Genomic DNA, 23817 nt, shown 5'->3' with positions numbered 1-23817 from the left:
GCCGGATAAAAAAACAGGGCGGTTTAAAACCACCCTGTCGTTGTTCCATAAAATCTCGTTTATTAACCAAGAAAGATCAAGCTGCTTTTTTGAAGCGAATCGCTTGATCCAAACGACCCTCTTTTGAAAGCTCCGGCTTTTTATGATTTTTGTACTGCTTGCTTGTTTTCAGGAATTGTTTTTCAAGTTTTTCCGCAACACCGTCGACGGCACCATAAACATCAGAGCCGAAGGCGCTGGCTTTAAAGTATTTTTCCCGGGTATTTATGGAAACTTCAACACAGAATTCATTTTTTGTTTTAGAGAAATAGACATTGCCGTAGCCTTCTCTAAGCAAAAAGCGCCCGATTTCCTCCATGCGTTCCTCTGTATAGGTCACAAGAGCGTCGGAGTGATCTAGGTGCTTAAATGTGTAGTTGAGTTTCATTGTTTTCTTCTCCTTATTGGCTGCTGATTCAGCCCTTAACTCTTTATCGGCCAGACCCGACTAAAGATGAGCCTTATTTTGAGACTCACTTGGATTTATTTTGGGTTAATTGACAGCGCTTAAAAATTTCGAGGTCTTCTCTATTTTTTAAATATTTACTCACTGGGGCCATATTATCGTAAGCCGCACGACAACGACCCTGCCCCGCCTCGATGCGGGCATCGAAATAAGAATCTCGCAGCGCCGCGGGAAGACGATCCACGTGGGTGGGATTTAATTTTCCTTCCTTCAATTTCTTTTGGTATTCATTGAGCTGCGCTCGCGCCTTGCGCTGCAACTGTTCGATATCCGCATATCGTGGAGGAACAGGATGTTTGATTTTTTCTGAAACTTCTAAAGCCCCTTCGAAATTTCCCGCCTCAAAATACTGGTGCGCTTTTGAATAAAACTGCGCCACTTCCTGAGGGTTTTGTGAAGGCGTACGATTTTTAAAGGGATTTTTCGCAAATCCTAAACCTAATCCGATGACGGCCGTGACGGATAAAACTCCCCACTGCACGAATGAAGAACGCTGCTTTTCCATGAAGAACTTATCGGAAATCCAGGACCAAAGATGAGTAAATTCATGTCTCATCTCGAGACACTGACTTCATTTTTTTAAAATTTTCAGCAGAGATTTTTTTGGAAAGGCTGAAGCCCTGATCAACAGAGCCTCAGCCATGGTTCGATGACTAAAGCGTCACCATTTTTTTGTAGTACTCTAAAAGTTTTCTCGCGCCGTGAACGAGATTTTCTTGCCAATCGTTATGGGCATTATGATCGGCGCCGTCTGTAATGTACTTAAGCGAAATTAGTTGAACTCCCATTTTGCGACACACTTTTGCCAGTGCATAGCCTTCCATATCAACTAAATCGCAAGCCACTTTCGGAGTACCTGTTTCAAAACTATCACCAGTTCCACAAACTCCTTTAGAGAGTTCATTAAAATAAGGAATCAATTCAATCCCCGCCGGAAGCGGATCAAAAGGTGTCTCACCCACTTTGAATCCCAGAGGAGAAATATCCATATCTCTTTGCACGAAAGCCGAAACTTCCACTAAATCATGAGTTTTAAATTTAGAGCTGCCGGCTGTACCAAGATTGATCATCACTTTGCATTTGGTTTTGTGGATCACATCCATAGCCGTTGCCGCTGCGTTCACTTTACCAATGCCCGTATAGTAAATCTGAAAATTTTCTTTCTCAAAAAAACCTTGGGACTCTCCAGGAAGAGCCATCACCAAAGCCACATCTTTAATATTGAACAAGGGAATGTACCTCTTTGTTATTAAATTTCATCTTATTCAAGAATGTCAGGTTCACCAGAACCGCCACCGCTTTCACGTCATAACCAGCAAGCTTGCTAAGATCAATAGCCGCCTGCAAAGTCCCACCGGTCGCCAAAACATCGTCAATAATCATAATGCGCGAATTCCCCAAGGGAAGCTCAATCTCTGCCGAACCATACTCCAGGGCATAGGAAAGTTTCAAAGTCGGAGGAGGCAACTTCCCCGCCTTACGAATCGGAAGAAATCCTTTCTTATGAGTCGCCGCCATATGCGCCGCCAAAATAAACCCACGAGACTCAATCCCCGCAAAATAATCAATCTGCGAAAGATCCACATCCTTCACCAAATTCCGAGAAACAAAATCCATCGCCTCCGGATTTTGCAAAAGCGGCGACATATCCCGAAAAAGAATCCCCTCTTTAGGAAAATTAGGCACATCCCGAATCAAATTCTTCAAATCCACTGCAAATCTCCTAGCAGAAAAAGAAAAACGACCACGAAGCCATATCTTAGATACAGAACCCTGTCGAGTAAAGTTTAGCCAACACAAATCCAAAACAGATCCAGCCCACGAAAAAGATAGACTTAATAAAGCACCAAAGATGAATTTCATATTCCAGAAAAGAAGAACCGAAGTAGATACCGAGACACAAAGTTTGCTTGAAGGGTGGGCTTGGTAAAACCCCATCGAAGAGCGGCCTTCAGCGGGGCAGGATGCCCGAACCGCCCAACGGGCGGCGCTGACTGAGCACGGATGCGTGCCGCTCGAAGCATGGGGTTTTACCAAGCCCACCCTTCAAGCAAACGAGCACTCCGGGAACTAAGACTAGAAGTACTTCTTACGCTGAGAAGAAGGAAGAATCTTAAGCATATCGCGGTATTTAGCAACCGTACGACGAGCAATCTGAATCCCCTCCACCTTCAGAAGATCCACAATCTTCTGATCCGAGAGCGGATTCTTAGGATCTTCTTTAGCCACAAGATCTTTGATCTTAATCTTCACCGACTCTGACGCCAAAGCATCACCGTCTGAAGAACTGATCCCGGAGTTAAAGAAGTATTTAAGCTCGTAAATGCCTTGCGGTGTGTGCACGTACTTCGCGGTTGTCACGCGACTCACTGTCGATTCGTGCATGCCAATGTCGTTGGCGATATCACGCAGAACCATCGGTTTTAGATACTCAGATCCTTTTTCAAAGAACTCACGCTGATGCTTCACGATGGATTCGGCCACCTTGTAGATCGTGCGCTGTCTTTGATGGATTGACTTAATCAACCACACTGCGGAACGCAATTTGTCTTGAATATAGTCTTGAGTTTTATCGCCGGTGGATTTTCCACCTTTGAGCATGTTTTTATAGAAATTCGAAATTTTCAAACGAGGCAAACCGTCTTCGTTCAAAGAAACGACGTAATCGTCGCCCACTTTGTAAACGTAAACGTCGGGTGTCACATAGTGTGTGTCACTGCTAACGAAAGCACGGCCCGGCTTTGGATCCATCGCATAGATGATTTTACACATCTCGATAACGTCTTCGACGTCGCGGCTTAAAGCTTTTGCAATGGCTTCGTAGTTCTTTTTTTCAAGATCTTTCAGATGATTGTTGATCAGGCTGACAAGATCGTGAGTGTCTTCTTCCAAGTGCTTTGCTTGAATCAAAAGACATTCTTTAAGGTCACGAGCACCGACACCCGGAGGGTCAAACTCGTGAATCAACGTCAGTGTGTCTTCCAAAAGACCCAGATCCAGCTTTTCTTCTTCAGCAATTTGCTCAAGGGGAACTTTGATGTAGCCTTCGTCATCGATCGCACCGATCAATGCGTCTGCGGCTCTTTCCTCTTCTTCGGAAAAGCCGTTCATTTTCACTTGCCAGTAAAGATGGTCATGCAAAGTTTGAGACGCCGTGATGACGTTCTCATAATTCATGATCTCTTCAGAACCCGCCATTCCTGATTGAGGAGGCTTTTGATTGGCTTCGATGTAGGATTCCCACTCGAACTCATCTTGCTTCTGGGGATCTTGAACGTTGTGATCAGGAGCTTCAGAGTGCTCCACTTCAGTTGCAGCTTCTTTTGTGCGCTGAAGATCTTCTTCCTTGAGGGTTTCTGCTTCTTCAAGAATAGGATTTTCTTCCAGCTCAGAACGAACCGCAGACTCCAATTCCATACGCGACATCTGCAAAAGCTTGATCGCCTGTTGCAGCTGCGGCGTGATCACCAGAGACTGGCTCAGGTTCATGGTCTGTCTGAGAGCCATTAAGAGTATCCTTTCGTGCGCACAAGAGCGCGTCTATAGAATTATAACTTAAAGTTTTCCCCAAGATAGAATTTGCGAGCCAACTCAGAATTTGCGATTTCATCAGAACTTCCGCTAACCTGAATCTTCCCGTCCTTCAGAATATAAGCATAATCGCAAATACCTAAAGTCTCACGCACGTTATGATCCGTGATAAGAACTCCTATACCTTTGGCCTTAAGGTCGCGGATGATATTTTGAATGTCAGCGACCGCAATCGGATCGATCCCCGCAAAGGGTTCATCGAGCAAAAGGAACTTCGGTGATCCCGCTAAAGCACGAGCGATCTCGACACGACGACGCTCACCACCCGACAGCGCATAACCATAACTATCGCGGATATGACCGACGTGGAAATCACCGATTAATTGTTCTAATTTTTCTGAACGTTGAGCGCCCGAGTACCCGTGGGCCTCTAAGGCCACCGTGATATTTTCAGCCACCGTCAGTTTTCTGAAGATGCTGGGCTCTTGCGCAAGGTAACTCAAACCCACACGAGCGCGGCGATACATGGGTTCAGACGAAATATTTGTTTCATCAATATTGATAGTGCCCGAGTCGGATTGAACCAATCCCACTACCATGTAAAACGACGTCGTTTTACCCGCACCGTTGGGCCCCAAAAGACCGACAACCTGTCCCGATTCCACGGAAAAAGAAACGCCATCAACGACTTTACGTTTTTTGAAAGATTTAGAAATGTCTTTGATGGTGAGCATGCTCATTGTTCTTTGTTCTCCACGCGCGCACGTACTCGTTCTACTTTAACCTTTTTTCCGCCCTCAAGAAAGATGATTTCCTCTCCCGTGAGCTCATCATTGTTCTGAATAACCTTCGGACGACCTTTAAAAGTGTATTTATCGGCTAAAAGGTCTAGGTTCACACTCTCAGATGTCGCAAATTTATCCACATCACTGACGCGCACGCCACCTGTAACAGCCACGGACCCTAAAAAGTTCGAAGCGCGATCATAAAGAAACGAGGCCGCGGGTCCTTCAAGCTTCATATTGTCGTAGTTCATGCGAACCTTGCCGAAAAACTTTGCTTCGTTGTGTTTTCCACTGAACTCTGCACCGTCGGCTACGATATCAAACTTTTTTCCGTCTTTAAGAGGTTTTTCAGCACTGACTCGATCCTGAATCAACATTTTTGACTGATCCACCAGCACCTTCATACGGCGCCCCTTCAGATTCATTCCGCCCCCCGAGTTATCCTGGGGTCCTTGCATTATAACGTCTTCGGGACTGTCGATCTGGCGAGTTTTAGATGAGTAATAGATCGACGGAGTTTTGAAAATGTAACCGTTTTCAGAGCGAGTCACCACGTTTCCTTCAACGCTCAAATCTTTTGTTTTGTCGTTGATAGTTCCGGTGTCTCCGGTCACGGTGAATTCTACTTTTTCATTGTTATAAAAAAGCACCCGCACTTGACGAAGTTTCCAGGTGCCTTCGGTTTGACTGCCTTCGGCAGAGACCGCGAAAAGTTCCCAATCACGCGTGCCTTGCTGACTTTCAACAAGATGCACACCCTGCATCTTTTGCTCCATAAGACTGGTGGGTTGTTCCGGAGGCTTTTCGCCGCGCTTGATAGCTTCGTCGCGTTGTTTGGCCAACTGTTCTTGTGCTTCAACGCGCTTACGAACTTCGGCTTCGTCTTCATGTTCAAGACGGTTTGGGAAAATAATCAGAATCTCAACAAACAGAATGATGAGAAGTGCAGCAAATATGAGATTCTTAAATTTCGCCATATTTGCGCATCATATCGGAATTTTAATTGGAAGTCGATTCTTGAGGCTGTTTAGTCACTGCGAAATTGATCTCGCCCGCTCCGGCCTCTGTCACCGTGAATAAGACTTTCTTAACAGTTAGGAAATCTACGCCTTTATCAGCTTGGATAGTCACTTTACTCCAAGCATTAGGATCTTCTTCGACCTCGCCACGTGTTGTTTCAACAACGTCACGAATTTTGTTTTGCAGCTTGCTGTCCTGTTCGGCTTTGGATTTCGCCAAAGCTTCCTGCAAGGACTCTTTCAGTCTTTGGATATTCCAGTCTTCTGCCGCTTTGACTTCTTCAAAAGTCGCCACAGTGTCTTTATCCAAAAGAATTTCTTTGTTGGAGATAGTTACCACATGCGCAGGTTTCAGTTCGCGCACGCTGGAGGCTTTCGGAAGAACAACTTCTTTCGGGATATAAAGAATTTCTCCGGTCGCATTGTAGTTCTGCAATAGAAAGATCACGAGAACCGTGAACATGTCCACCATCGCCGTCAAAGACAGCAAAGCCGTCACATCACGCTTCCCTTTACGCTTGCTCAAAATATTATGATAACGATGTCTTTCACCAGGTCTAAAGATGGCCATTATTGAGGCCCTCCTGTTGCGACAGAAATTGCGGAAAAGCCGGCGCTTAAGCAATTATCCATGGCTTTAATAAGCTGTTCATACGGAATGGCATCTGCAACGCTCACCACTGCATCCACTTTTTCAGGATAAAGCTGCTTCACGCGCTGCAATTGGGCGACAAGGCCCGCATCGTCAAATTGTTCGTTCACCATGGGAAGACTGATCACTTGTCTTCCAACAGTTAAGACATAACCGCCCTCTTTCACATCCACTTTCAATACCACATCGGCATTCGGTGGAGGTGTCGGGCTGGGTTGCGTGTCTGACTTCTTCCCATAAAGAGAACTGCCAATTTGAATCATAGACACTTGAGTCCATACGGCCGTGATCAAGAGGAACGTGATAAGCACGCTCATCAAGTCAATGAAAGGCACGAGATTCAACTCGATATTCTTTTTTCTGCCGCTGGAATCGCCACTATCTATGTGAGCCATTGAAAACCTCTAAGATGACTTAGTCTTTAATCTTTTCTCTATTAGCAACTACCAGATTCAAAAGACTCATGCTTGTTTCAACAACTTCGTTTTCTGTTTTTTGAATGCGATGTTGGAACAAACCGTAAGCAACGATAGAAATGATCGCTACCAAAAGACCGAAAGCGGTACAGTTCAAGGCATGCGAAATACCTTTTGAAAGTTCCAAAGCTTTCGTCGCTGGATCCGCCGCCGCTACGGCACGGAATGAACCGATCATACCGATGATAGTTCCAAGAAGACCGGCAAGTACGGCGACGTTACCGAAAACTGCTAGGAAAGATGTCCAACCTTCCACTTTTGGCATTTCTCTCATCACCGCTGCATCCATCGCCACTTGAACTTCTTCGTCGGGGCGTTTGTTCATCGCTTGAACAAGACCGGCTTTCACCGTGTTTGTCAAAGGAGCGGGGCGAGCATCACAATAGCTGATCGCCTGGCGAAGATCACCGGCAACAACCATGCGGAAGATTTGATCTGTGAATTCTTTTTTATCCACAGAAAGGTTTTTTAGTTTCATCAATCGTTCTACGATCACGAACAAAGCCAAGATAGCGATGACCGCGATTACGTACATGACGAAGCCACCCTCAGCGAAAGCACGCTGGATGAAATTCATGTTGTCTGCTGTTACTGTTGGGTTCACGGGGACTCCTCCTTAAAAAATCTTATCCGACGGTGTCGGTTTAAATATTAGTTACTAGCTGGGTTTAACACGAACGGGTACGCCTGCACTTCGGCCACAAGACCTGGTGGAGGTTCTGGGAATGTCCAGCTGGCCAAACGATCGCGAATGCAGTTTTCAACTTGGGCGTTACCTAAAGTTGAACTCTTCACCTTCACGTTGCGGGCTTGGCCTTGCGCTACAATTTCCCAACCCAATACGATTTTACCCTCAAGACGACGGCCTTTTTCCAAAGTGTTCAGAGCACGCTCGTAACAGCTTTGCAGTTCGTGTTTTTTTGCACGAATCACACGGCGAATCGCTTCTTTATCAATAGTTCCATCGAAGGATTCTTCAAAACCACCGCCCTCAATAGCGACCGTTGTTTTACTTCCGAATCCATCACTGGCACCGTAAGCCGCTTGGCCCGAACCACGTCCCTTAGTACCGATGTTGGCGATACCTTGAGTGGCTGTTCCCTTACCGCCGGCACCGGCATCTTTAAATCTAGAACCTAGATCATCACCCGCGCGGTCTTCATTGAAACCGGCAGTTCCTGTCGCTTTATCCGCCATACCTAAAACCTCACCCGCACCCGAGTAAGCTTTGTCGATGTTCGCGCGACTTCCGCCACCACCGAAGGCGCTGAAAAGTCCCACTTTCGAAAGATCTTTATTCGAAGATTGCGCATTGGCCCCGGCCGTGTTGCCCGTTTTAATCGCGCCACCTTGACGAGTGGACGTAAACTTCTTCGTACGATCTTTGGCATTTGGTTTTGGCGCCACTTCACTAGCACGCGCAGCCTGTTGCGCCTTTTGCGCTTTCTGGCCTGTTTGCCCTTTCTTCTGGGCTTCCTTCGTTTGATCTGAAACCACGACTTTTTGTGGTGTCGGCGAAGGTGTTGGCGTCGGAGTCGCTACCGGCGGAGGCGTTGGTGGAGGAGGTGTCGGCACCGGAGTTGCTGCCGGTGGTGGATTTGTGAATACCACTTGAGCAATACGTTGCACTTCCTCTTGCTTGTTTTCTTGCCAATCTTTAGGAATCGTTGCCGAAATATACAGTGCTAGCAATGATACCATCACGATGGACATCACAACGCCTGTCATTTCAGAACCCGTCAACATCAACGGTGGCAACATGGGGACAATGGGAGATTGCGGAACAAAGCGAACGTAGATGCAGATATTTCCACCTGGCAAAGTCACGCACAACATTTCGTTCTGATCGACGCGAACGTTGTAACCTTGCCCACCACGTTGAGCTTTTCCGTTACGAGCTAAATCTTCAACCGGTTGAATCCCCGCCGAAGACACAAGCTCCACACCCATATCTGCTGTCGTATTGACTTTCAATCCACCCGCCATATCCAACAAAGGGAAATTGCGAGGAACAAGTCCATCTGGAAGAGAAACAGAATGATCACCACCCGCATTGACACGGATAGTTTTGTTTCCTTTAAAGTGATAAGTCGTAAGAATACGCTCTTTCCACGTTACTAAGACTTCAACGGTGTTTCCTTTACCCGGCTTCAAGTGCGTGCGAAGATCCTGTACTTCACTTGGCGGAGCAAAAGTTTTTGATTTTTTAAGTTTCTTATACGAAGTGCGTTCGCGGCGAATTTCCGGTTTCACCGGAGCTGCCGTAATAACCGGCTTTTCTTCCACTTTCGGCGCTTCCACAGGAATCACCGGTGGAGCCACTTTGATTTCTTCTGTTTTTACAACCGCTGCCGGAGGCATTGGAGCAGCCGCAGGTTTTTCAACCTTCACTGGCGGAGCCTCTGGGATCACCGGCGCTGCCGTCACGGCTTGCCCCGGAGTCACTTTTGGTTTTGGGACTCCCACGAAGAATGCAATTTTGAAAGGACCGACTTCGATCTCATCACCAGAACTGACGGCTTCATCTAAAACCGCCTGACCATTTTTAAATGTTCCAGAAAAAGAACCTAAGTCACAGACGTAGTAACCACTGTCGCGCAACTCAATCAAACAGTGAATCGGAGAAACTCCGTCACCGTCTAAATCCAAATGCACTTCGGCGTTATGACCGATCACGATCTGATCTTGATCAAACTGCTTAACACCGACGAGCTGATTGTTTTTGAAAATTCTAAATATTAAAGGCGCTCTCAATTACCACCCCGAACCCGCTGAATATCTTCTGTTGTACGTCTCATCTCGGGTAAAAAGTTTTCTCTAAGCTTAATCAATCTTTTGTAGTTAAAATTCTTCTTTTGGAAGAGATAGAAAAGATCCGGCTTTTGCGTAGAACCTTCGATCAATTCGTCTTCGAAGTTCAGCGTGGCCTTTCTTTCTTTTTTAACCGTCGTCGTTGTCGTGGTTGTAGTGGATGAACGACTGGTTGATTGGGCAAAGCTCACGTCAAAAGCCAAGATCATTGCCACCATTACAGTAAGTTGTTTAACCAATCGCAACATAGTTTCCACCTTCACCTATTTTAAACCAGCTTTCGCCTTATTTTCCAAAGCAATAATTTTATTCCGAGTATCTGAAGGCCCACCTACAAACTTTAGTCTGTTAATGACGTCCAGCCCCTCTTGATACTTGCCCATATTTTCTACTAGCAGTGTTGCATAATTATAAAGAGCTTCTTTGTTATTGCCGTTGTCTTTCAAAATCTGAGCATAAAGATCTGCCGCTTTGTCGTACTTACGATGAGCCGACAATGCGATCGCATAGTTATTCAAAACACGCGGATCACGCACGCCACGTCTGTAAGCAGTCTCAAGAACGACTTGCGCTTTGCCATAGTCTTTTTCTTGAACGTAAATTGCACCAAGGTTTGCTGCCGCCACCGCTTCATCGTTGTTGATATCTAAAGCCTTACGGAAAGATTTAATTGCGTCTCTTCTTTCACCTTGCGCTAGTTGCACGATACCTAAGTTCGAATGAAGCTCTGCCATTTTCGGGCTCGAGCTGATCGCTTTCGAAAGTAAGTAGCGGCAAAGATCATAACGACCGCGCTTATAGTGGTACATCGCCAGCGCATTCAAGGCCTTTGCATCATTCGGAGATTGCGTGAGGATCTGTGTCGCTGCCTGATAAATCTTGTCGTCACTTTGTGATTTAATAGCTTCGTTCAAAGCGGCGTACTGCGAAGGCGTTGTCGGAACTTGAGGACGAACCGGCTCTTCAGCAATCGGTGCAGGCTTTGGTTCTTCTTTTTGAACCGAAGGCGCATCCATAACAGAAGGACGAGTTTCCGCCGCGTCTGTTTTAGTTTCTTTCTTTGAAGAAGACGAACACGCTGTTAACGCTAGCAATGTCAGTAATAGTCCAAGCTTTTTCATCTTATTGCCCCATCCAATTCACCAAGCGGATGTCAGATCCTACTTCGCCACCGTTGTAGTATGTCTTTGGATCAAGCTTATTCATGTATTCATAAGCCGTTTTAAAACCGTCGTTGTAAACTTCAAGCTCCCATCCACGTTCCACGGCCAGCTTAAAGCTCTCTTTGGCTTTGGTATTGAATGGCTCTGCGAACTTTTCAACGCCCGCTTTATACTGTTTCGTTTCTTCTGCGTTCAATCCCGGAGGAAGTGGTGCATTCACGATAGCTTGCGCCATGTTTTGGTTGGCTTCACCAAGAACACTCAACGAGCTGACGATTTCTTCGGCACTGTCATATTTAATAATATCCGCAAGCTCACCTGTCAGTTTCGTCAATAAAGCGATCTTTTTATCCGCTGCGGCCTTTTGTTTATTCGGATCCGCTGGGAAAGTGATGGCTTTCATTTCCTTGAAAGTCTCTTGTGCTTCACCAAATTTTAGTTTCGCGGCCCAAGAAGCGCCCACACCTTTTCTGTTTGGTGCAAATCGTTTCTGGATAGACAGAGTTTTCTGCTTCCACTCGTCGGCTTTGGTTTTCGCACGCGATCTTTCCGAAAGCTCGCTAACCCAGTAAGCCGCCTCGACAACTTTTTCTTGATCGCGACCGCCGTTTTCCACGTATTCAGTGTAACGAGCGATAGCGGCTCCATTCTGACCGGCTTTGCGATGGATTTGCGCCATGCTAAAGACGGCTTCGATATTGTCAGCGTGTTTTTTATTTAATTTCGTAAATTCCGTGTAAGCACGAATCGCTTCGTCAGATTTACCAAGAGCTTCATAAAGAACAGCCGCATTGAAAATCAAGTTCGGAGCCAAAGGATCCGTCGGATTTTCTTGAGCCGATTGTTTATAAAGCTTTGCCGCCTCTTCAAATTGGGCAGAGTCTTGATACTGTTTCGCTAAAAGACGACGCGCTTTTGGTTTCAACTTTTCTGCAGAAGGGTCTTTCGAATCAATAACCCCTTGGTAGGATTCAATCGCTGGACCATTCATTCCCGCACGCTCAAAGTTAACACCGGCATTAAATAACGCCGTGGTTGCCAAGTTCGATTTTGGATTTTGTTTGGCAAACGCTTGGTACACCTGCGCACTGTCTGCGTATTTCTTTTCCAGCTCTAAATCTTGGCCACGTTTGAAGGACGCCTTTTCAAGAACGCCACGAATGTCAGACCCTGCCTTTGAAGCTGCGATGGAAGGAACTGCCAGAAGCTCTGCTCCCGTTTTTTCCAATCCCACGTAGTCTTTCTTCAAGTTATAGATATCCAAAAGAAGGTTGGCCGAGTATTCCGCATACTTCGTGTTCGGGTGTTGTTGCACGATTTCACGGAAGTGCTTTGTCGCTTCATCAAAGTGATTGCTTTGATAATACAAGCGACCGATACGGAATTTAATTTCAACCGCTTTTTCAGAGGTTGGGAATTTTTCAATGTACCATTGACCCGCTTTAATAAAGCGGTCCACTTTCGGCTCCAAAGGTACCGGATCCAAAGAATTTCCTACGCGCTTTTGCATCTCTTGGTCAGAAGGAATACTTCTTTCCACCGACAAGATTAAGTTCTGCGCCGATTTTCCATAAAACTTGCTTTGCGGAGCATTGTCGACAACCCACTTGTACTGCACAGAGGCTTCGTCATACTTCTGCATGTCATAAAGAAGCTCACCATAGTAAAAGTGCATATCCCCTGCCGAAGCCGAATCCGGGAATTCACGCAGATACAATTGGTAGCCTTCGTTAGCTAAAGACTGAGAGTACGGCGCACGCGAGTTCTGCGCCGTTTGATGTTGCTGCAAAACGTAGTTACGAAGAGTCGTTTCGCGAAGTTTGTACGAATTTTCGATCAACTCTTTGTTATTTTTGTTCGCGGCATACCATGCACCCGAAGCGTCGTAATCTTTCACCCAGCTATAGAGTTCAGTTTTGAAGCGCGACGTGTTTTTTGCATAATAATAGTTTTGAACAATTTGATATTGATACTCGAAAGCTTTTGGCGCCGTCGGGGCTTGAGAGATCAAAAGCTTAAATACGTCACGTGACGCATCTTTATTCCCACGATCTGAGTATTGATAAGCCAGCTTTTCCAAGTAAGGAAGATAGTCGTTTCCTACTAGATTTTTGAAGTAAGAAGCCGCCTTGTTGGGGTCGCCACCTTCGGCATAGAAGATGACGATATCGCGAAGGGCTTCCCCCTCCAGACGCGTACGGTTGACTGTACGACGACCTGCCAATTGATCCCCGGTTTCAGCTTTGCCACTTTTAATGATGAACTCAAGATAGTTCATGGCTTGCTGAACTTTACCAATACGGAATAAGCACCAAGCCCCTTTATAAAGAGCAAACGTGTGTAAACGGTGTTTCTTTTCTTTAATTAAGTAAGAATATTCTTTGTAAGCCGGCGCCCACTTTTCGTTCTCAAAGTAGTATTCGGCCAAAGCAAAATGGGCTTCGCCAACAAACGGAGAATTAGGATATCCGCGAGTCAGTTGCTCATAGTATTGAGCCCCTTTTTTTACTTCACCAAGTTCAAAATAATTGTAACCCAAGAAGAACAAGGCCTGGCTGTTCTTTTCGTCACGAGGGAAGTCTCTTTGAAACCATTCATAAAGTTGAACGGCTTTTTTATTGTATTCACGTGCATCCGCAGTATCTAAACGCGGCTTCTTCTTGGTTTTCCCAGATTGAAAGGCACGCAGCTTCGCATCGTATTCATCTTGCTTACGAGAGTCGATGAGACTGGCTTTTTCAACATACAGTTCTGCCAAACGCAGCCATAATTCACCACGATTCGGGCTGGTTTTAAATTTCTGCGTCAGTTTATAAAGCTCTTGAATTTGTTGATCCAAAACACGCTCGTACTGAGCTTGTTCACTGCTCGCTCCAGAAGACTCATGCTGCATAAGTTCGGAAGAGCGTGGAGGTTTAACGGACTCGAGATTGTAAGAACGAACATCTTGTTTAAATCCAAGATTCGAAGCCGGAAGGGACGTGTCCGTTTTGGACATCTGCAAGCGTCCGCCACGGCTGCTTTCGCTTGCTTGCGACAACAGTTCACCCACTGTCTTTTTCTTAACAGTCTTAGTAGTTTTTACGGTCGATCTTTGTGCGAAAGCCATCGGGCTTAAGCACAAAGTAGTAAGAAGACTCGGAATAAGAAGTTGATGCCTGTTGAATTTCATATATTACTCGCAGCTTTGTTTTCCAAGATAGTGGTAGTTTCCAACTTCATCGAGCCAGTACTCGCCTTGGAACGGATAATATTCATATCCATTCTGGATATAGAACTGACGGTCGATGTTTTCGTCGATCTGCTCGATATCTTTTCCAGAAATTTTCTTTTTAATGCTTTCTTTACGGCCCGTGATCATTTCATAGCGAATGAATCCGGCTTGTTCATAAAGATCACGCAGTTCCACGCGCATATTTAACAAGTGCGCTTTCACCATATCGCCCACCGCGAACTTCGTATTTTTTCCGCGGTTGGCAAGAATCTTCAAAGCGTATTGACCTAACGGAGAAGCACGGAATGCCGGGTTTGACTCCACACGTGCTTTTTCTTGATTTAATTTATCAAGATAATGCATTGAACGCTTCACATCCCCTTGATCTAAGACATTGCGAAGAACGATGTACGGAAGGCGAAGGTTGGAGCTCTTATCCGTTGTTTTCATGTAGTGAGCTTTTTCGATTTCCGCATAGAAGGCGCTCGCCTCATTTGTGGATTTCAAGAAGTCCCCGATCTTCGCACGAACCGGCCCATAAGTTTTTTCAAACAGGCTTAGGACCTTTTCCATTTCGTCATATTTACAGATGTAAAGATAGACGATGGCACGAAGAAGTAAACTCTCCGGCATATAAAAGTCTTCGTAATATGCCGAATGGAGAGTTTGGAAATTACTCAAAGCAGAACGGAAGCGAGCGGCACGAAGCATGGCCCAGCTTTGTTCAAAAACCGCATCATGCCACATCAATGTGTCGCGCGGAACTTGGGCATAGGCTTCGATGGAAGCTTCCCAATCTTGTTTTTGATAAAGCGCGCGCGCTAAACCCATTTGTGCCGCCACTTTATTAGTGTCCGTCACGGGAGCTTTTCTGCGAGCGTCTAACATTTTATTGAAAGTTCCAATCGCCAAAGAAGGTTGATTTTCTTCAAGCTCTGCGAGGCCCTTGTTATAAAGAGCCTGGAAGTAATAACTGCTTCCAAAGCTGACTTTACCAAAAAGCTCTGCGGATTGACGGAACTCACGATTGCGAAGTTTAATTTCACCCAAGCGATAATTGATCATATCGCGCAAGTTACTTGGGAAGTCGTTTAAATCCACGCGAGAAATCGCGTAGTTCAAAATCGTGTCATCACCCAAAGTATCGGCCACGATCGAAAGTTTTTCGATCGCCAGCTTCGAATATTTAGGATGCTTTGTACGAATAACATCCACAAACTGGAAAGCCGCTGTTTGATTGAGTTTAAGCTCCATCAACATCGTTCCCAAAATGTATTTGATTTGCGGACGTTCCGCGGCCAATTCAGAACGACGGCTTAAAGTGAACAAATTGTTCGCCGCCGCTTCATACTGCCCGCCTTGAGCCATGCGCAAAGCGTTGCTTAATTGATTCTTCAAAGTCGCTTCACGCGTATTGGAATTGTATAACGGCGCCGTCGAACGAGCGCGCGGTTTCGTTTTTCTTTGCGCTGAACTTGCCAAAGGCACAACCAAGCTTGAAGCGATCAGGAGTAGTAATAATTTCTTCATCGGTAACTAGCCTCCGGAAAGAACCAACTCACGCCCACAGTGAGGAAGAGGTTGTTAAATGAATTTGTCGAACCGTCGATGCCGGTTGCGTTAAAGAAGTTCCAGCTGAAATCCCAGCGAATAGCATACGCTTTGCTAAGGGCAAAAATCTGTCCTGTCGCCAAGTGAATAGTTCCTGCATTTTCACCGGCTTGAGTATTTGTCGTCCCATACCCTGCAGAGATATAAAGATCGAAAGGAACGATCTTTTCGTTGAACCAAGTCATTTTTCCGTAAATCGGGATGTACATCACGTCCACGCCAAAATAAGACTTCGGATAAACCAGGTTTTCTGTCGAAACGCCTTGGATATCACGCAACTCTTCAGTCGATGTGCGATCCGAACTGGTCAAACCGAAATAGTTCAGCTCAACACCCCAGGATTCGTTCAAGAAGTAACTGGCTTTCGCCACACCACCGAACGTCAGGAAGAACGGATCATTTGTCACCGTCGTCAATCCACCAAAGAGCTGAAAACGGCCCGTTTTCGGAAGAAAGCGCTTCTGAATTACGGAAACTTCTTGAAATGGAGAAAGCGATCCCAAACCAGAAAAATCACTCAGCGTATTGTCGCGAGGAGAAGTCTCTGAATAACTTGGTGCCGAGTTTGAAATCGAATTTTGCTTTGGCGCAGATCTATCGATTTCTAACTCAATCACATCCAACTCGTCACCCTCTGAAGATTGCGCGTGCACAGCACCGGGCGCAGTCAGAGCGAGGAGTAAAAACACTTTCGTCAAATTCCTATTCAACATCTGCTAACTCCTCTTAAAACAAATACGACAAGCCCACATCAAGGTTTGTCGTGAAAGTTACGCGCTCTTCAAAATCTGAATAATCAGGTACCGGCTCAGCGGGTTTTAAGTGACCCGCTAAGAAAGGAACCGGCGCTTGGTTCGCGTAAAGGCGTAAGTCAAAACGCAGCGACCAATTTTTTGTAAAGTAAAATTTCTGTCCTAAACCCACGGCCACCGCGGGATAGGTTTTATGCACATATTTGACAATCCCGGCAGAGGCCGAGCCAAAAAGGATCGTGTTGATGACCAAAGATTTGGACAAACTCATTTTTCCGTAGAAAGCCTTTAAGTTATAATCCAGCATCGCCGTCAGTTCGGGAGAAGGAGCGCGATCGAATTTCAGGTTGAACTGCTCATCCAACTGATCTGCATAGCTTGAAAGACCGGCGAAGTTCTTCGCTAGCAATAATCCCCAAGCACTGCTTTCACTGGTATTATAATAGATACCCAATCCCAGCTTGCTGACGTTCGCAATCGGCTCTGTCATCGCATAGCCATAAAAAATATCGGCTTCGATGCGTTTATTTGTGACGACATTGCGGTTTTTTACACTCACCGGTTTGTCGAAAACAGGAAGAACTGACTCTTGCGCCAGCTCTTCAGGAGGAAGTTCGATCACTTCCGCAGCAAAAGCCGCTTTATGCAGTAGCAACGCAAGAATAATAATCGCAACGGCTTTGAAACCATTTTTCAGCATGAATACCTACCTAGAGGAAAAGGCCCCATATTTATAGATGTAATCACAAACCTCTCTGACAGCCCCACATCCACCGGGTCTGCGAGTCACGTAATCCGCTATTTCTAAAACTTCATCGACGGCTTCAGGAACTGTCGCTCCGAAAGCAACGGCTTGCAGAAGAGGAATATCGAAAATATCATCACCGACATAAGCCATCTCGTCGGGACGAATGCCTGATTCCTTTTGCAGCTGTAAGAAAGAAGGTTCTTTGTCGAGAGCCCCTTCAAAGAGGAAATGAATTCCCAGAGATTTCACACGCGCGCGTATGTCTTCGGCTTTACTGCCAGTGATCACAGCGACTTTGTAACCCGCTTCCATGATGCGTTTTATGCCCACGCCATCACGAACGGAATAAAAGCGGCGCCATTCTTTGCCGTCAAACCACATGCGAGTGTCCGTTAAGACGCCATCCACATCGAGGACCAACATCTTGATATTTTTCAGTTTTGATATTTCTAGTGTCACAGAATCATTGTTGAAAATTATATACAAGGCGGCAAGTGCCCTACCTTGATACAGGACTTAGGGTTGTGACAAAAGCCCGACGTTCGTCCTGCAATTTTGAAGTTATAAACCCAAAGACTTCGAATGCTCCTGGTCAGCATTCAACCATGATTGAAGATGAGCGGGCATTGGCGGAGATTGAATATCTAAATCCAATGCCTTCAAAAGATCTTGCGGTGACACCAAACCACCCTTTTTACTTAAAAAACGGGCACGAATCATTCCCAACGCCATGACTTCTCCACGGCTCGTAAACTTATGTTCTAGATACAAATATTTTTCATCCCACGCGATCAATCGTGTGCGCAATTCAAATTTTTGAAACGGCTGCAAAGACCGGCGGAAACGAATCATTTCAGAAGCCACCACAGGGTACCAGCCATTTTCGGAAATCTTTTTGGCTGCACCGGCTCGAATCATGTAATCAACGCGAGCTAAATCTTGCAAAGATAAGTAAACGCCATTGTTCATATGCATGAGCACGTCAAGGTCCGTCGGCCAAACGCGAAACGGAGTCGCGCACTCCTCCATCACCCCGACGGATTTGCGGAATCTTGAAAACAAAAACACATGCAAAAGACGGAAAATTAAATTCATAGCGTCCTACTTTGTTTTACTTTCTAGCTGACTCACCCGTTGTTGCAATCGGAAAAGCTGCGTTTCTAACTCTTTCATTTTCTGTTTTAATTCGCTGGTTTCTTGTGAATCAGAAACCGCATTTTCAGCTTGTAAAAGCCCCGCCCCAAGTTCCGCTCTTTTCAAGTTGAGTTCTTGCAAAGCCTCGACATCGCTTTCATCCACTTCGCCATGGGCTGTGTACTGATTCTTTAAAGCTTTTTGTTGCTCTTGGATCTGACGGCTTAACTGGGTCATTTGTTGCAGATTTTTAAACGTGTTCGTAACACGTTTAAATTTGGAGGAAACTCTCCGGTAATAACGGAAAAGACGATGATGAACATCACGATGGAAATAAAAAGACTGCGCAGAACGGAGCCTGCAATTTTCCCTAAAGCCTGAAGCATTTCGAACTCCTGAAATGAATTTGACTCAAGGTCTTAAGAATGGTCAAGTGAGCCATATAAACTCTGGACGAGGTTTTCATGAGAATTTCTTGGCTGCTACTTCTAGTACTTCCCATTTTCCTTTCTTGCACGAAAAAGGAAGCCCCGTCCGCAACCACTCAGTCCACGGCCTTAGAATTCATCGTCGGTACCGACGCTGCCTATGCCCCGTTTGAAAGTGAAAATGCCGATAAATCCGTCGAAGGTTTCGATATCGACATCATCCAGGCCATCGCCGATAAAGCCGGATTCAAAATTAAAGTTGTCAATACTCCTTGGGAAGGTCTTTTCAGCCAATTAGCTTCTGGAGATCGTGACATCCTGATTTCTGCGATTACGATCAACAGCGAAAGAAAAAAGGTCATGGATTTTTCCGAACCTTATTTTGAAGCCGTACAGTTGATCGCCCTGCCGTTAAAGTCCAAGGTCACGAAATTTACTGAGCTGCGTGGACTGAAAATCGGAGTACAAACAGGAACTACCGGCGATGAAGTTGTTAGCGGCCTTCTTGGAAAAACTGACGCCAACATCAAGCGATTTGAAGGCACCCCCTTGGCTTTGCAAGAACTCGTGAATGGCGGAGTCGATGCCGTCGTCGCCGATAATGGCGTTATCGACAACTTCTTAGCGAACAATACAAAGGCCTTTAAAACCATCGCCGACCCGAGCTTCGCTAAAGAGCACTATGGAATTGCGGTAAAAAAAGGAAATACCGAACTTTTAAACAAGATTAATGGCGCTCTTACGGCCATCAAAAAAGATGGCACTTACCAAAAGATCTACGCTAAATATTTTGGAAAGAATTAGTGCATGTTTGAGTGGTTTCGCACGGACATTATTGCTGAGTACATGCCTCTATTCATCCGAGGTTTGTGGACCACTCTCGCTCTGACTGCCATTGGAATATTCTTCGGCACAATTTTAGGATTGATGTTAGGTTTAGGAAAAATCGCCTACGCCGAGCGAGGCCCTTGGCGCTGGCCCTTAAAGCTTCTAGTAAAAACACCGTCACAAATCTATATTTCATTTTTTCGCGGCACGCCTCTCTTTGTCCAGATTCTTCTGATCCACTTTGCTCTGGTGCCTTGGCTTATCCATGCCGACACCGGAGTTCTGATCTCCGGAGACGCCGCTCTTTATTTGAAGCGCGAATATGGCGCCTTGATTTCAGGCGCTTTGGCTTTAAGCCTGAACTCAGCGGCTTACATCGCTGAGATTTTCCGCGCCGGAATTCAATCTATTGATCGAGGCCAAACCGAGGCAGCTCGATCCTTGGGTCTTAATTATTCCCAGACCATGAGGCATATCATCATTCCTCAAGCGTTCCGCCGTATGCTTCCTCCCTTAGGAAATGAAGCTATTACACTTTTAAAAGATTCGTCATTGGTTTCTGCTATCGGACTGGCAGAACTTGCTTATGCGGCAAGAACCGCGGCCGGCGCCTATGCCCGCTACTGGGAACCGTATTTATTTATTTCCGCCATTTATTTAATTATCACGTTAGGCATGTCTTACGTCGTTCACCGTCTCGAAAGAAAGTACCAATCAACATGATTCAAGTAACACATCTTCAAAAGTACTTCGGTGAACGCCATGTTCTTAAGAATGTGAGTTGTGAAATCAAAGATAACGAAGTCGTTTGCATTATCGGGCCCTCGGGATCAGGCAAAAGCACCTTTCTTCGTTGCTTAAATGCTCTTGAGCATGCTCAAGAAGGAAAAATTGTTGTGGATGAATTTGTTGTTACCGACCCATCAACAGATCTCAATAAACTTCGGGCTCATGCGGGCATGGTCTTTCAGCGTTTTAATTTATTTCCTCATAGGACCGTCCTAGAAAATATCTGTCTAGCACCGATGGAAGTAAAAAATGTTTCACTGACTGAGGCTCAACAGAAAGCTCGCGAGTTATTAAAGCGAGTCGGTCTAAGTGAAAAAGAAAACTCTTACCCTCAAGAGCTTTCCGGTGGACAACAACAACGAGTGGCCATTGCGCGCGCCTTGGCCATGGAACCTCAGGTTCTCCTCTTTGATGAACCCACGTCCGCGTTAGACCCCGAGATGGTGGGTGAAGTTCTGGACGTGATTAAATCTTTGGCTCATAGTGGGCGCACTCTGATTGTCGTTACTCATGAAATGGGTTTTGCTAAACAAGTGGCAGATCGAGTTCTATTCATGGACGATGGCCAGATCGTCGAAGAGGCACCACCTAAAAAACTGTTCGAAAACCCGCAAAACGAGCGCACGAAACTTTTTCTTAGCAAAATACTGAAGTGAGTTCCTGTTTTTAATCACATTAGGTCCTCATTGATCGCCTCCTATTCTTAAGCTCGATATGTATAGGTTATGGCATACATTCCTAAAGCCCCGCAGTGGGATAGCACATTTGAATTCTTGAAAAATCCCTATTACTTCATTCAAGAGACTTGTGAAGCTTTAAACACAGATATTTTTCAGACTCGTATCGGCCTCAGAAAAACATTCTGTCTTACTGGTGTGGATGCCGCGAAGTTCTTTTACAATGAAGAAAACTTCATTCGTAAAGGTGCGATGCCGGAACCACTGCAGGCGACTCTTGTGGGCAAAGGGGGTGTGCAGGGACTGGATGGCAAGAAGCATCTTCATCGTAAAAGAATGTTTCTTTCTTTTATGACGGCAGCGAGTATTCAGAATTTGCTGCAAATCAGTGAGCGTCACTGGATGAAGGCAATTCGTGACTGGCAGGGACAGAAGTCAGTACGCTTGTATGAACAAGCTCAACAAATTCTTACTTTATCCGTATGTGAATGGACCGGCGTTCCTGTAAAACACTCAGAACTGTCCGAAAAAACAGAAATTCTGCGATCTATGTTCGACGACGCAGGAAGCTTCAGTCGCCGTCACTTTCGTGCGCGCGCACGAAGAAAACAGGCTGAAAGCTGGATGGGGTCTTTGATTTCAGAAGTTCGCGAAGGAAAACTCAAAGTCGGAAAAGATTCAGCTCTTTATACTGTCGCAAACTTTAAAGAAGAAGATGGGAGCTTGCTGCCCTTGCGTGTTGCTGCCGTCGAACTTCTCAATTTGCTTCGCCCTACTGTCGCTGTTTCAGTTTTCATTTTATTTGTGGCCCATGCCCTTCACTATTTTCCAGGTCATCGCACTAAAATTTCGGAAGATGGCAAATACGCAGAGCTCTTTATTCAAGAAGTGCGGCGGTTCTATCCGTTCTTCCCGGCAATTGCCGCTGTGGCCGCTAAAAATCTGCGCTGGAACAATGTAGCAATTCCGGCAGGCACGCGGGTCCTGTTAGATCTCAATGGAATCAATCACGACCCTATCCTGTGGCAAGATCCGGAAAGCTTTTATCCAGAACGGTTTAAAAAATGGGACGGCAGTCTTTACAACTTCGTTCCTCAAGGCGGTGGTTTTCAAGAAACAAATCATCGCTGCCCCGGAGAATGGATCACGCGCGAGTTGATGAAACAAGCGGCCCATATCTTTTCCAAAGAAATTCTGTATCGCGTTCCCGAGCAAGACTTAACATTGCGCTTGTCTCGCATGCCCCCAATCCCCGGCAGTCACTTTGTTATTTCTGATGTTCAATACAAACCGAAAACTCAAGACGACCTGCGGGATCTCAGAAATATATAAAGAAGCGTCACAAACACGATCACTCCGGCCCCCAGCACATAAACTTCGCGATTGAAGAAAAATAAAAGGGCGACGGAAACAAAACTTGCGAAGGTCGGAATTAATGGCAACCGACCTATGGTAAAAGGAACCTTGAAGGGCCGTTTTCTTTCTGGATCTTTAAATCTCAAATAAATCAGCGCCAGATTGATGACTGTGAAGGCTATCATCGTGGCAAAAGAAGACGCACTGGCCACCACTTCAATTCCACCTGATGGGAGTAGTGCTATAGCCAGAGCGAATACAGCCAAAGCTCCCATCCAAGGTGTTGCACGTTTTTTTAGAAGTTTAGAAAACACTTGGGGTAAATCTTTTTCTCGCGCCATGCTGAATATAATCCGACTGGTTGAGATCATCGATATAAGCACCGTATTGGCCGTCGAAAACAAAGCTATGGCACCCAGAGTCCTGGGAATCCACGATGCTGCATTTCGGGTAAGATCACTTAACGGAGCATTACTGCGACTCAACTCTTCAGGACTTCCCAAGGCCAAAGCCGTCAGGCTGACAAGCAAATACAATATTGTCGAAATCACAAGACTGATAATGATGCCTTTAGGAAGATCCTTTTCGGGAGCCTTCGATTCCTCCACCAGATTCACAATATTTTCAAAGCCAAAATAGGCAAAAATAACCAGGGCCGCCCCAGAAATGATCGCACCGTCAAATCTAGGTTCGGCAAGAGCTTCTCCAAACTTGGGCGACTGCAGGCCAACCCAAACGAAAATTAAAAGGCCTGAGATTTCTATTAATGTGAAAACAACATTCACCCAACTTGATTCTTTTATACCGAGGATATTCACGAGTGTGAAAACGCCCAGCAAACAAAAGGCCGTCACAAACTCGGGTATGTCAGCAAACTGTTGGATATAACCAGAGAACGCAATGGCTACTGTCGTAGCGGTGCTAATCCCCGCAAATATCATCATGGATCCACACAACATGGCCAGATAGGGCCACTGCGGAAAAATATTCTTTACATAAATATATTCGCCACCTGTTTTCGGAAACATCGTTGCAAGTTCCGCATAAGAAAGTGCGGTGAGGGATGCGCAAAGAGCCGCTAACAGAAAGCTGATCCATAGACCGTTCTCAGCCACGCCGCCCGCTTTACCAATAACAGAATAGATTCCGGCACCTAAAATCATGCCGGTGCCATAAAAAATGAGATGAAAAAGACTCAATGATTTCTTCATGGGCATACTCAAAAGATACTTCAAAATTTCAGATTATCTCACTAAACAAATTCTGCGTTGCCAGATGCCATTTTATTGGACCCTTCTCGTCATCCCTTGACCGAATTGTCGGGTCGCGCAAAGGTGT

General features: G+C 45.6%; 26 protein-coding genes. 4 read left to right on the top strand and 22 right to left on the bottom strand.

Annotated elements, in window-relative coordinates:
* Nucleotides 1-76: 76 nt before the first annotated feature.
* From hpf to AZI85_RS17860, 21 genes are all read right to left on the bottom strand, one after another.
* Nucleotides 77-427, bottom strand: a complete 351-nt coding sequence (gene hpf / locus AZI85_RS09440) for a ribosome hibernation-promoting factor, HPF/YfiA family (protein WP_063243831.1) — start codon at nt 425-427, stop codon at nt 77-79.
* 85 nt (nt 428-512) lie between these two features.
* Nucleotides 513-1010 carry a hypothetical protein gene (locus tag AZI85_RS09435; RefSeq protein WP_155723979.1) on the bottom strand — a complete coding sequence of 166 codons (498 nt, stop codon included), beginning with the start codon at nt 1008-1010 and terminating at the stop codon, nt 513-515.
* A gap of 148 nt (nt 1011-1158) precedes the next feature.
* Complete coding sequence (locus AZI85_RS09430) at nt 1159-1704, bottom strand: 5'-methylthioadenosine/S-adenosylhomocysteine nucleosidase family protein (RefSeq protein WP_063243875.1); 546 nt, start codon at nt 1702-1704, stop codon at nt 1159-1161.
* A 16-nt stretch (nt 1705-1720) separates the two neighbouring features.
* Complete coding sequence (locus tag AZI85_RS09425) at nt 1721-2218, bottom strand: adenine phosphoribosyltransferase (protein WP_063209835.1); 498 nt, start codon at nt 2216-2218, stop codon at nt 1721-1723.
* 363 nt (nt 2219-2581) lie between these two features.
* Nucleotides 2582-4012, bottom strand: coding sequence for an RNA polymerase factor sigma-54 (rpoN, locus tag AZI85_RS09420; protein ID WP_063209833.1), 1431 nt, complete (start codon nt 4010-4012; stop codon nt 2582-2584).
* Between the two features lie 41 nt (nt 4013-4053).
* Nucleotides 4054-4776, bottom strand: coding sequence for an LPS export ABC transporter ATP-binding protein (gene lptB, locus AZI85_RS09415; RefSeq protein WP_063209831.1), 723 nt, complete (start codon nt 4774-4776; stop codon nt 4054-4056).
* Complete coding sequence (gene lptC / locus AZI85_RS09410; RefSeq protein ID WP_063243829.1) at nt 4773-5798, bottom strand: LPS export ABC transporter periplasmic protein LptC; 1026 nt, start codon at nt 5796-5798, stop codon at nt 4773-4775. The genes lptB and lptC overlap by 4 nt, the downstream gene beginning before the upstream one ends.
* A 22-nt stretch (nt 5799-5820) precedes the next feature.
* On the bottom strand, nt 5821-6411 hold the full coding sequence (locus tag AZI85_RS09405; RefSeq protein WP_063243828.1) for an ExbD/TolR family protein: 591 nt from the start codon (nt 6409-6411) through the stop codon (nt 5821-5823).
* Nucleotides 6411-6887, bottom strand: coding sequence for an ExbD/TolR family protein (locus AZI85_RS09400; protein ID WP_063243827.1), 477 nt, complete (start codon nt 6885-6887; stop codon nt 6411-6413). The genes AZI85_RS09405 and AZI85_RS09400 overlap by 1 nt, the downstream gene beginning before the upstream one ends.
* A 19-nt stretch (nt 6888-6906) precedes the next feature.
* Nucleotides 6907-7572, bottom strand: coding sequence for a MotA/TolQ/ExbB proton channel family protein (locus AZI85_RS09395; RefSeq protein ID WP_253696992.1), 666 nt, complete (start codon nt 7570-7572; stop codon nt 6907-6909).
* A gap of 47 nt (nt 7573-7619) precedes the next feature.
* Nucleotides 7620-9722, bottom strand: a complete 2103-nt coding sequence (locus AZI85_RS09390; RefSeq protein ID WP_063243826.1) for an AgmX/PglI C-terminal domain-containing protein — start codon at nt 9720-9722, stop codon at nt 7620-7622.
* Nucleotides 9719-10027: a hypothetical protein gene (locus AZI85_RS09385; protein WP_063206671.1), complete on the bottom strand. Its 309-nt coding sequence runs from the start codon at nt 10025-10027 to the stop codon at nt 9719-9721. Before AZI85_RS09385 ends, AZI85_RS09390 begins: the two co-directional genes overlap by 4 nt.
* A gap of 15 nt (nt 10028-10042) precedes the next feature.
* Nucleotides 10043-10900: a tetratricopeptide repeat protein gene (locus tag AZI85_RS09380; RefSeq protein WP_063243825.1), complete on the bottom strand. Its 858-nt coding sequence runs from the start codon at nt 10898-10900 to the stop codon at nt 10043-10045.
* A 1-nt stretch (nt 10901) separates the two neighbouring features.
* Nucleotides 10902-14114 carry a tetratricopeptide repeat protein gene (locus AZI85_RS09375; protein WP_063243824.1) on the bottom strand — a complete coding sequence of 1071 codons (3213 nt, stop codon included), beginning with the start codon at nt 14112-14114 and terminating at the stop codon, nt 10902-10904.
* A 3-nt stretch (nt 14115-14117) separates the two neighbouring features.
* Entirely contained in the window at nt 14118-15686 is a 1569-nt protein-coding gene (locus AZI85_RS09370) for a tetratricopeptide repeat protein (protein WP_063243823.1), read from the bottom strand.
* Nucleotides 15683-16480 carry an outer membrane beta-barrel domain-containing protein gene (locus tag AZI85_RS09365; RefSeq protein WP_063243822.1) on the bottom strand — a complete coding sequence of 266 codons (798 nt, stop codon included), beginning with the start codon at nt 16478-16480 and terminating at the stop codon, nt 15683-15685. Before AZI85_RS09365 ends, AZI85_RS09370 begins: the two co-directional genes overlap by 4 nt.
* A gap of 13 nt (nt 16481-16493) precedes the next feature.
* On the bottom strand, nt 16494-17219 hold the full coding sequence (locus tag AZI85_RS09360) for an outer membrane beta-barrel domain-containing protein (protein WP_063243821.1): 726 nt from the start codon (nt 17217-17219) through the stop codon (nt 16494-16496).
* Between the two features lie 6 nt (nt 17220-17225).
* Nucleotides 17226-17726, bottom strand: coding sequence for a KdsC family phosphatase (locus AZI85_RS09355; protein WP_063243874.1), 501 nt, complete (start codon nt 17724-17726; stop codon nt 17226-17228).
* A 102-nt stretch (nt 17727-17828) separates the two neighbouring features.
* A complete protein-coding gene (locus tag AZI85_RS09350) occupies nt 17829-18362 on the bottom strand; it encodes a thioesterase family protein (RefSeq protein WP_063243820.1) in 534 nt (177 codons plus the stop codon).
* A gap of 6 nt (nt 18363-18368) precedes the next feature.
* The gene (locus AZI85_RS17865; RefSeq protein WP_253720928.1) at nt 18369-18638 is read right to left on the bottom strand and encodes a hypothetical protein; all 270 of its coding nucleotides are present in this window, start codon (nt 18636-18638) and stop codon (nt 18369-18371) included.
* Complete coding sequence (locus AZI85_RS17860) at nt 18635-18787, bottom strand: hypothetical protein (protein WP_253720927.1); 153 nt, start codon at nt 18785-18787, stop codon at nt 18635-18637. Before AZI85_RS17860 ends, AZI85_RS17865 begins: the two co-directional genes overlap by 4 nt.
* A gap of 78 nt (nt 18788-18865) precedes the next feature.
* On the opposite strand from AZI85_RS17860, the gene AZI85_RS09340 reads away from it, so the two are divergent.
* The 4 genes from AZI85_RS09340 (at nt 18866) to AZI85_RS09325 (ending at nt 22455) form a co-directional block, all read left to right on the top strand.
* Nucleotides 18866-19633 carry a basic amino acid ABC transporter substrate-binding protein gene (locus tag AZI85_RS09340; protein WP_063243819.1) on the top strand — a complete coding sequence of 256 codons (768 nt, stop codon included), beginning with the start codon at nt 18866-18868 and terminating at the stop codon, nt 19631-19633.
* Nucleotides 19634-19636: 3 nt separating this feature from the next.
* Nucleotides 19637-20380 (top strand): amino acid ABC transporter permease, encoded by a 744-nt coding sequence (locus tag AZI85_RS09335; RefSeq protein WP_063243818.1) that lies wholly within the window; start codon nt 19637-19639, stop codon nt 20378-20380.
* Nucleotides 20377-21102, top strand: coding sequence for an amino acid ABC transporter ATP-binding protein (locus tag AZI85_RS09330; RefSeq protein ID WP_063243817.1), 726 nt, complete (start codon nt 20377-20379; stop codon nt 21100-21102). The genes AZI85_RS09335 and AZI85_RS09330 overlap by 4 nt, the downstream gene beginning before the upstream one ends.
* 69 nt (nt 21103-21171) lie before the next feature.
* On the top strand, nt 21172-22455 hold the full coding sequence (locus AZI85_RS09325; protein ID WP_063243816.1) for a cytochrome P450: 1284 nt from the start codon (nt 21172-21174) through the stop codon (nt 22453-22455).
* On the opposite strand, the gene AZI85_RS09320 is transcribed toward AZI85_RS09325, so the two are convergent.
* Nucleotides 22422-23690, bottom strand: coding sequence for an APC family permease (locus tag AZI85_RS09320; protein ID WP_063243873.1), 1269 nt, complete (start codon nt 23688-23690; stop codon nt 22422-22424). The genes AZI85_RS09325 and AZI85_RS09320 overlap by 34 nt on opposite strands.
* Between the last annotated feature and the right edge of the window lie 127 nt (nt 23691-23817).

The sequence above is a fragment of the Bdellovibrio bacteriovorus genome (assembly GCF_001592755.1).
GTDB classification, from domain to species: domain Bacteria; phylum Bdellovibrionota; class Bdellovibrionia; order Bdellovibrionales; family Bdellovibrionaceae; genus Bdellovibrio; species Bdellovibrio bacteriovorus_E.
Note: the sequence above shows the minus strand (reverse complement) of the source record. Positions and strands in the feature narration are given on the sequence as shown.

Bases quoted from the DNA above. Each gene is read 5' to 3' on its own strand.
- AZI85_RS09405 (WP_063243828.1), bottom strand. From the start codon at position 6,411: ATGGCCATCTTTAGACCTGGTGAAAGACATCGTTATCATAATATTTTG.
- AZI85_RS09370 (WP_063243823.1), bottom strand. From the start codon at position 15,686: ATGAAGAAATTATTACTACTCCTGATCGCTTCAAGCTTGGTTGTGCCT.
- AZI85_RS09380 (WP_063243825.1), bottom strand. From the start codon at position 10,900: ATGAAAAAGCTTGGACTATTACTGACATTGCTAGCGTTAACAGCGTGT.
- AZI85_RS09400 (WP_063243827.1), bottom strand. From the start codon at position 6,887: ATGGCTCACATAGATAGTGGCGATTCCAGCGGCAGAAAAAAGAATATC.
- AZI85_RS17865 (WP_253720928.1), bottom strand. From the start codon at position 18,638: ATGACCCAGTTAAGCCGTCAGATCCAAGAGCAACAAAAAGCTTTAAAG.
- hpf (WP_063243831.1), bottom strand. From the start codon at position 427: ATGAAACTCAACTACACATTTAAGCACCTAGATCACTCCGACGCTCTT.
- AZI85_RS09435 (WP_155723979.1), bottom strand. From the start codon at position 1,010: ATGGAAAAGCAGCGTTCTTCATTCGTGCAGTGGGGAGTTTTATCCGTC.
- AZI85_RS09340 (WP_063243819.1), top strand. From the start codon at position 18,866: ATGAGAATTTCTTGGCTGCTACTTCTAGTACTTCCCATTTTCCTTTCT.
- lptB (WP_063209831.1), bottom strand. From the start codon at position 4,776: ATGAGCATGCTCACCATCAAAGACATTTCTAAATCTTTCAAAAAACGT.
- AZI85_RS09350 (WP_063243820.1), bottom strand. From the start codon at position 18,362: ATGAATTTAATTTTCCGTCTTTTGCATGTGTTTTTGTTTTCAAGATTC.
- AZI85_RS09375 (WP_063243824.1), bottom strand. From the start codon at position 14,114: ATGAAATTCAACAGGCATCAACTTCTTATTCCGAGTCTTCTTACTACT.
- AZI85_RS09335 (WP_063243818.1), top strand. From the start codon at position 19,637: ATGTTTGAGTGGTTTCGCACGGACATTATTGCTGAGTACATGCCTCTA.
- AZI85_RS09385 (WP_063206671.1), bottom strand. From the start codon at position 10,027: ATGTTGCGATTGGTTAAACAACTTACTGTAATGGTGGCAATGATCTTG.
- AZI85_RS17860 (WP_253720927.1), bottom strand. From the start codon at position 18,787: ATGCTTCAGGCTTTAGGGAAAATTGCAGGCTCCGTTCTGCGCAGTCTT.
- AZI85_RS09325 (WP_063243816.1), top strand. From the start codon at position 21,172: ATGGCATACATTCCTAAAGCCCCGCAGTGGGATAGCACATTTGAATTC.
- AZI85_RS09365 (WP_063243822.1), bottom strand. From the start codon at position 16,480: ATGTTGAATAGGAATTTGACGAAAGTGTTTTTACTCCTCGCTCTGACT.
- AZI85_RS09360 (WP_063243821.1), bottom strand. From the start codon at position 17,219: ATGCTGAAAAATGGTTTCAAAGCCGTTGCGATTATTATTCTTGCGTTG.
- lptC (WP_063243829.1), bottom strand. From the start codon at position 5,798: ATGGCGAAATTTAAGAATCTCATATTTGCTGCACTTCTCATCATTCTG.
- AZI85_RS09320 (WP_063243873.1), bottom strand. From the start codon at position 23,690: ATGAAGAAATCATTGAGTCTTTTTCATCTCATTTTTTATGGCACCGGC.
- AZI85_RS09330 (WP_063243817.1), top strand. From the start codon at position 20,377: ATGATTCAAGTAACACATCTTCAAAAGTACTTCGGTGAACGCCATGTT.
- rpoN (WP_063209833.1), bottom strand. From the start codon at position 4,012: ATGGCTCTCAGACAGACCATGAACCTGAGCCAGTCTCTGGTGATCACG.
- AZI85_RS09430 (WP_063243875.1), bottom strand. From the start codon at position 1,704: ATGGCTCTTCCTGGAGAGTCCCAAGGTTTTTTTGAGAAAGAAAATTTT.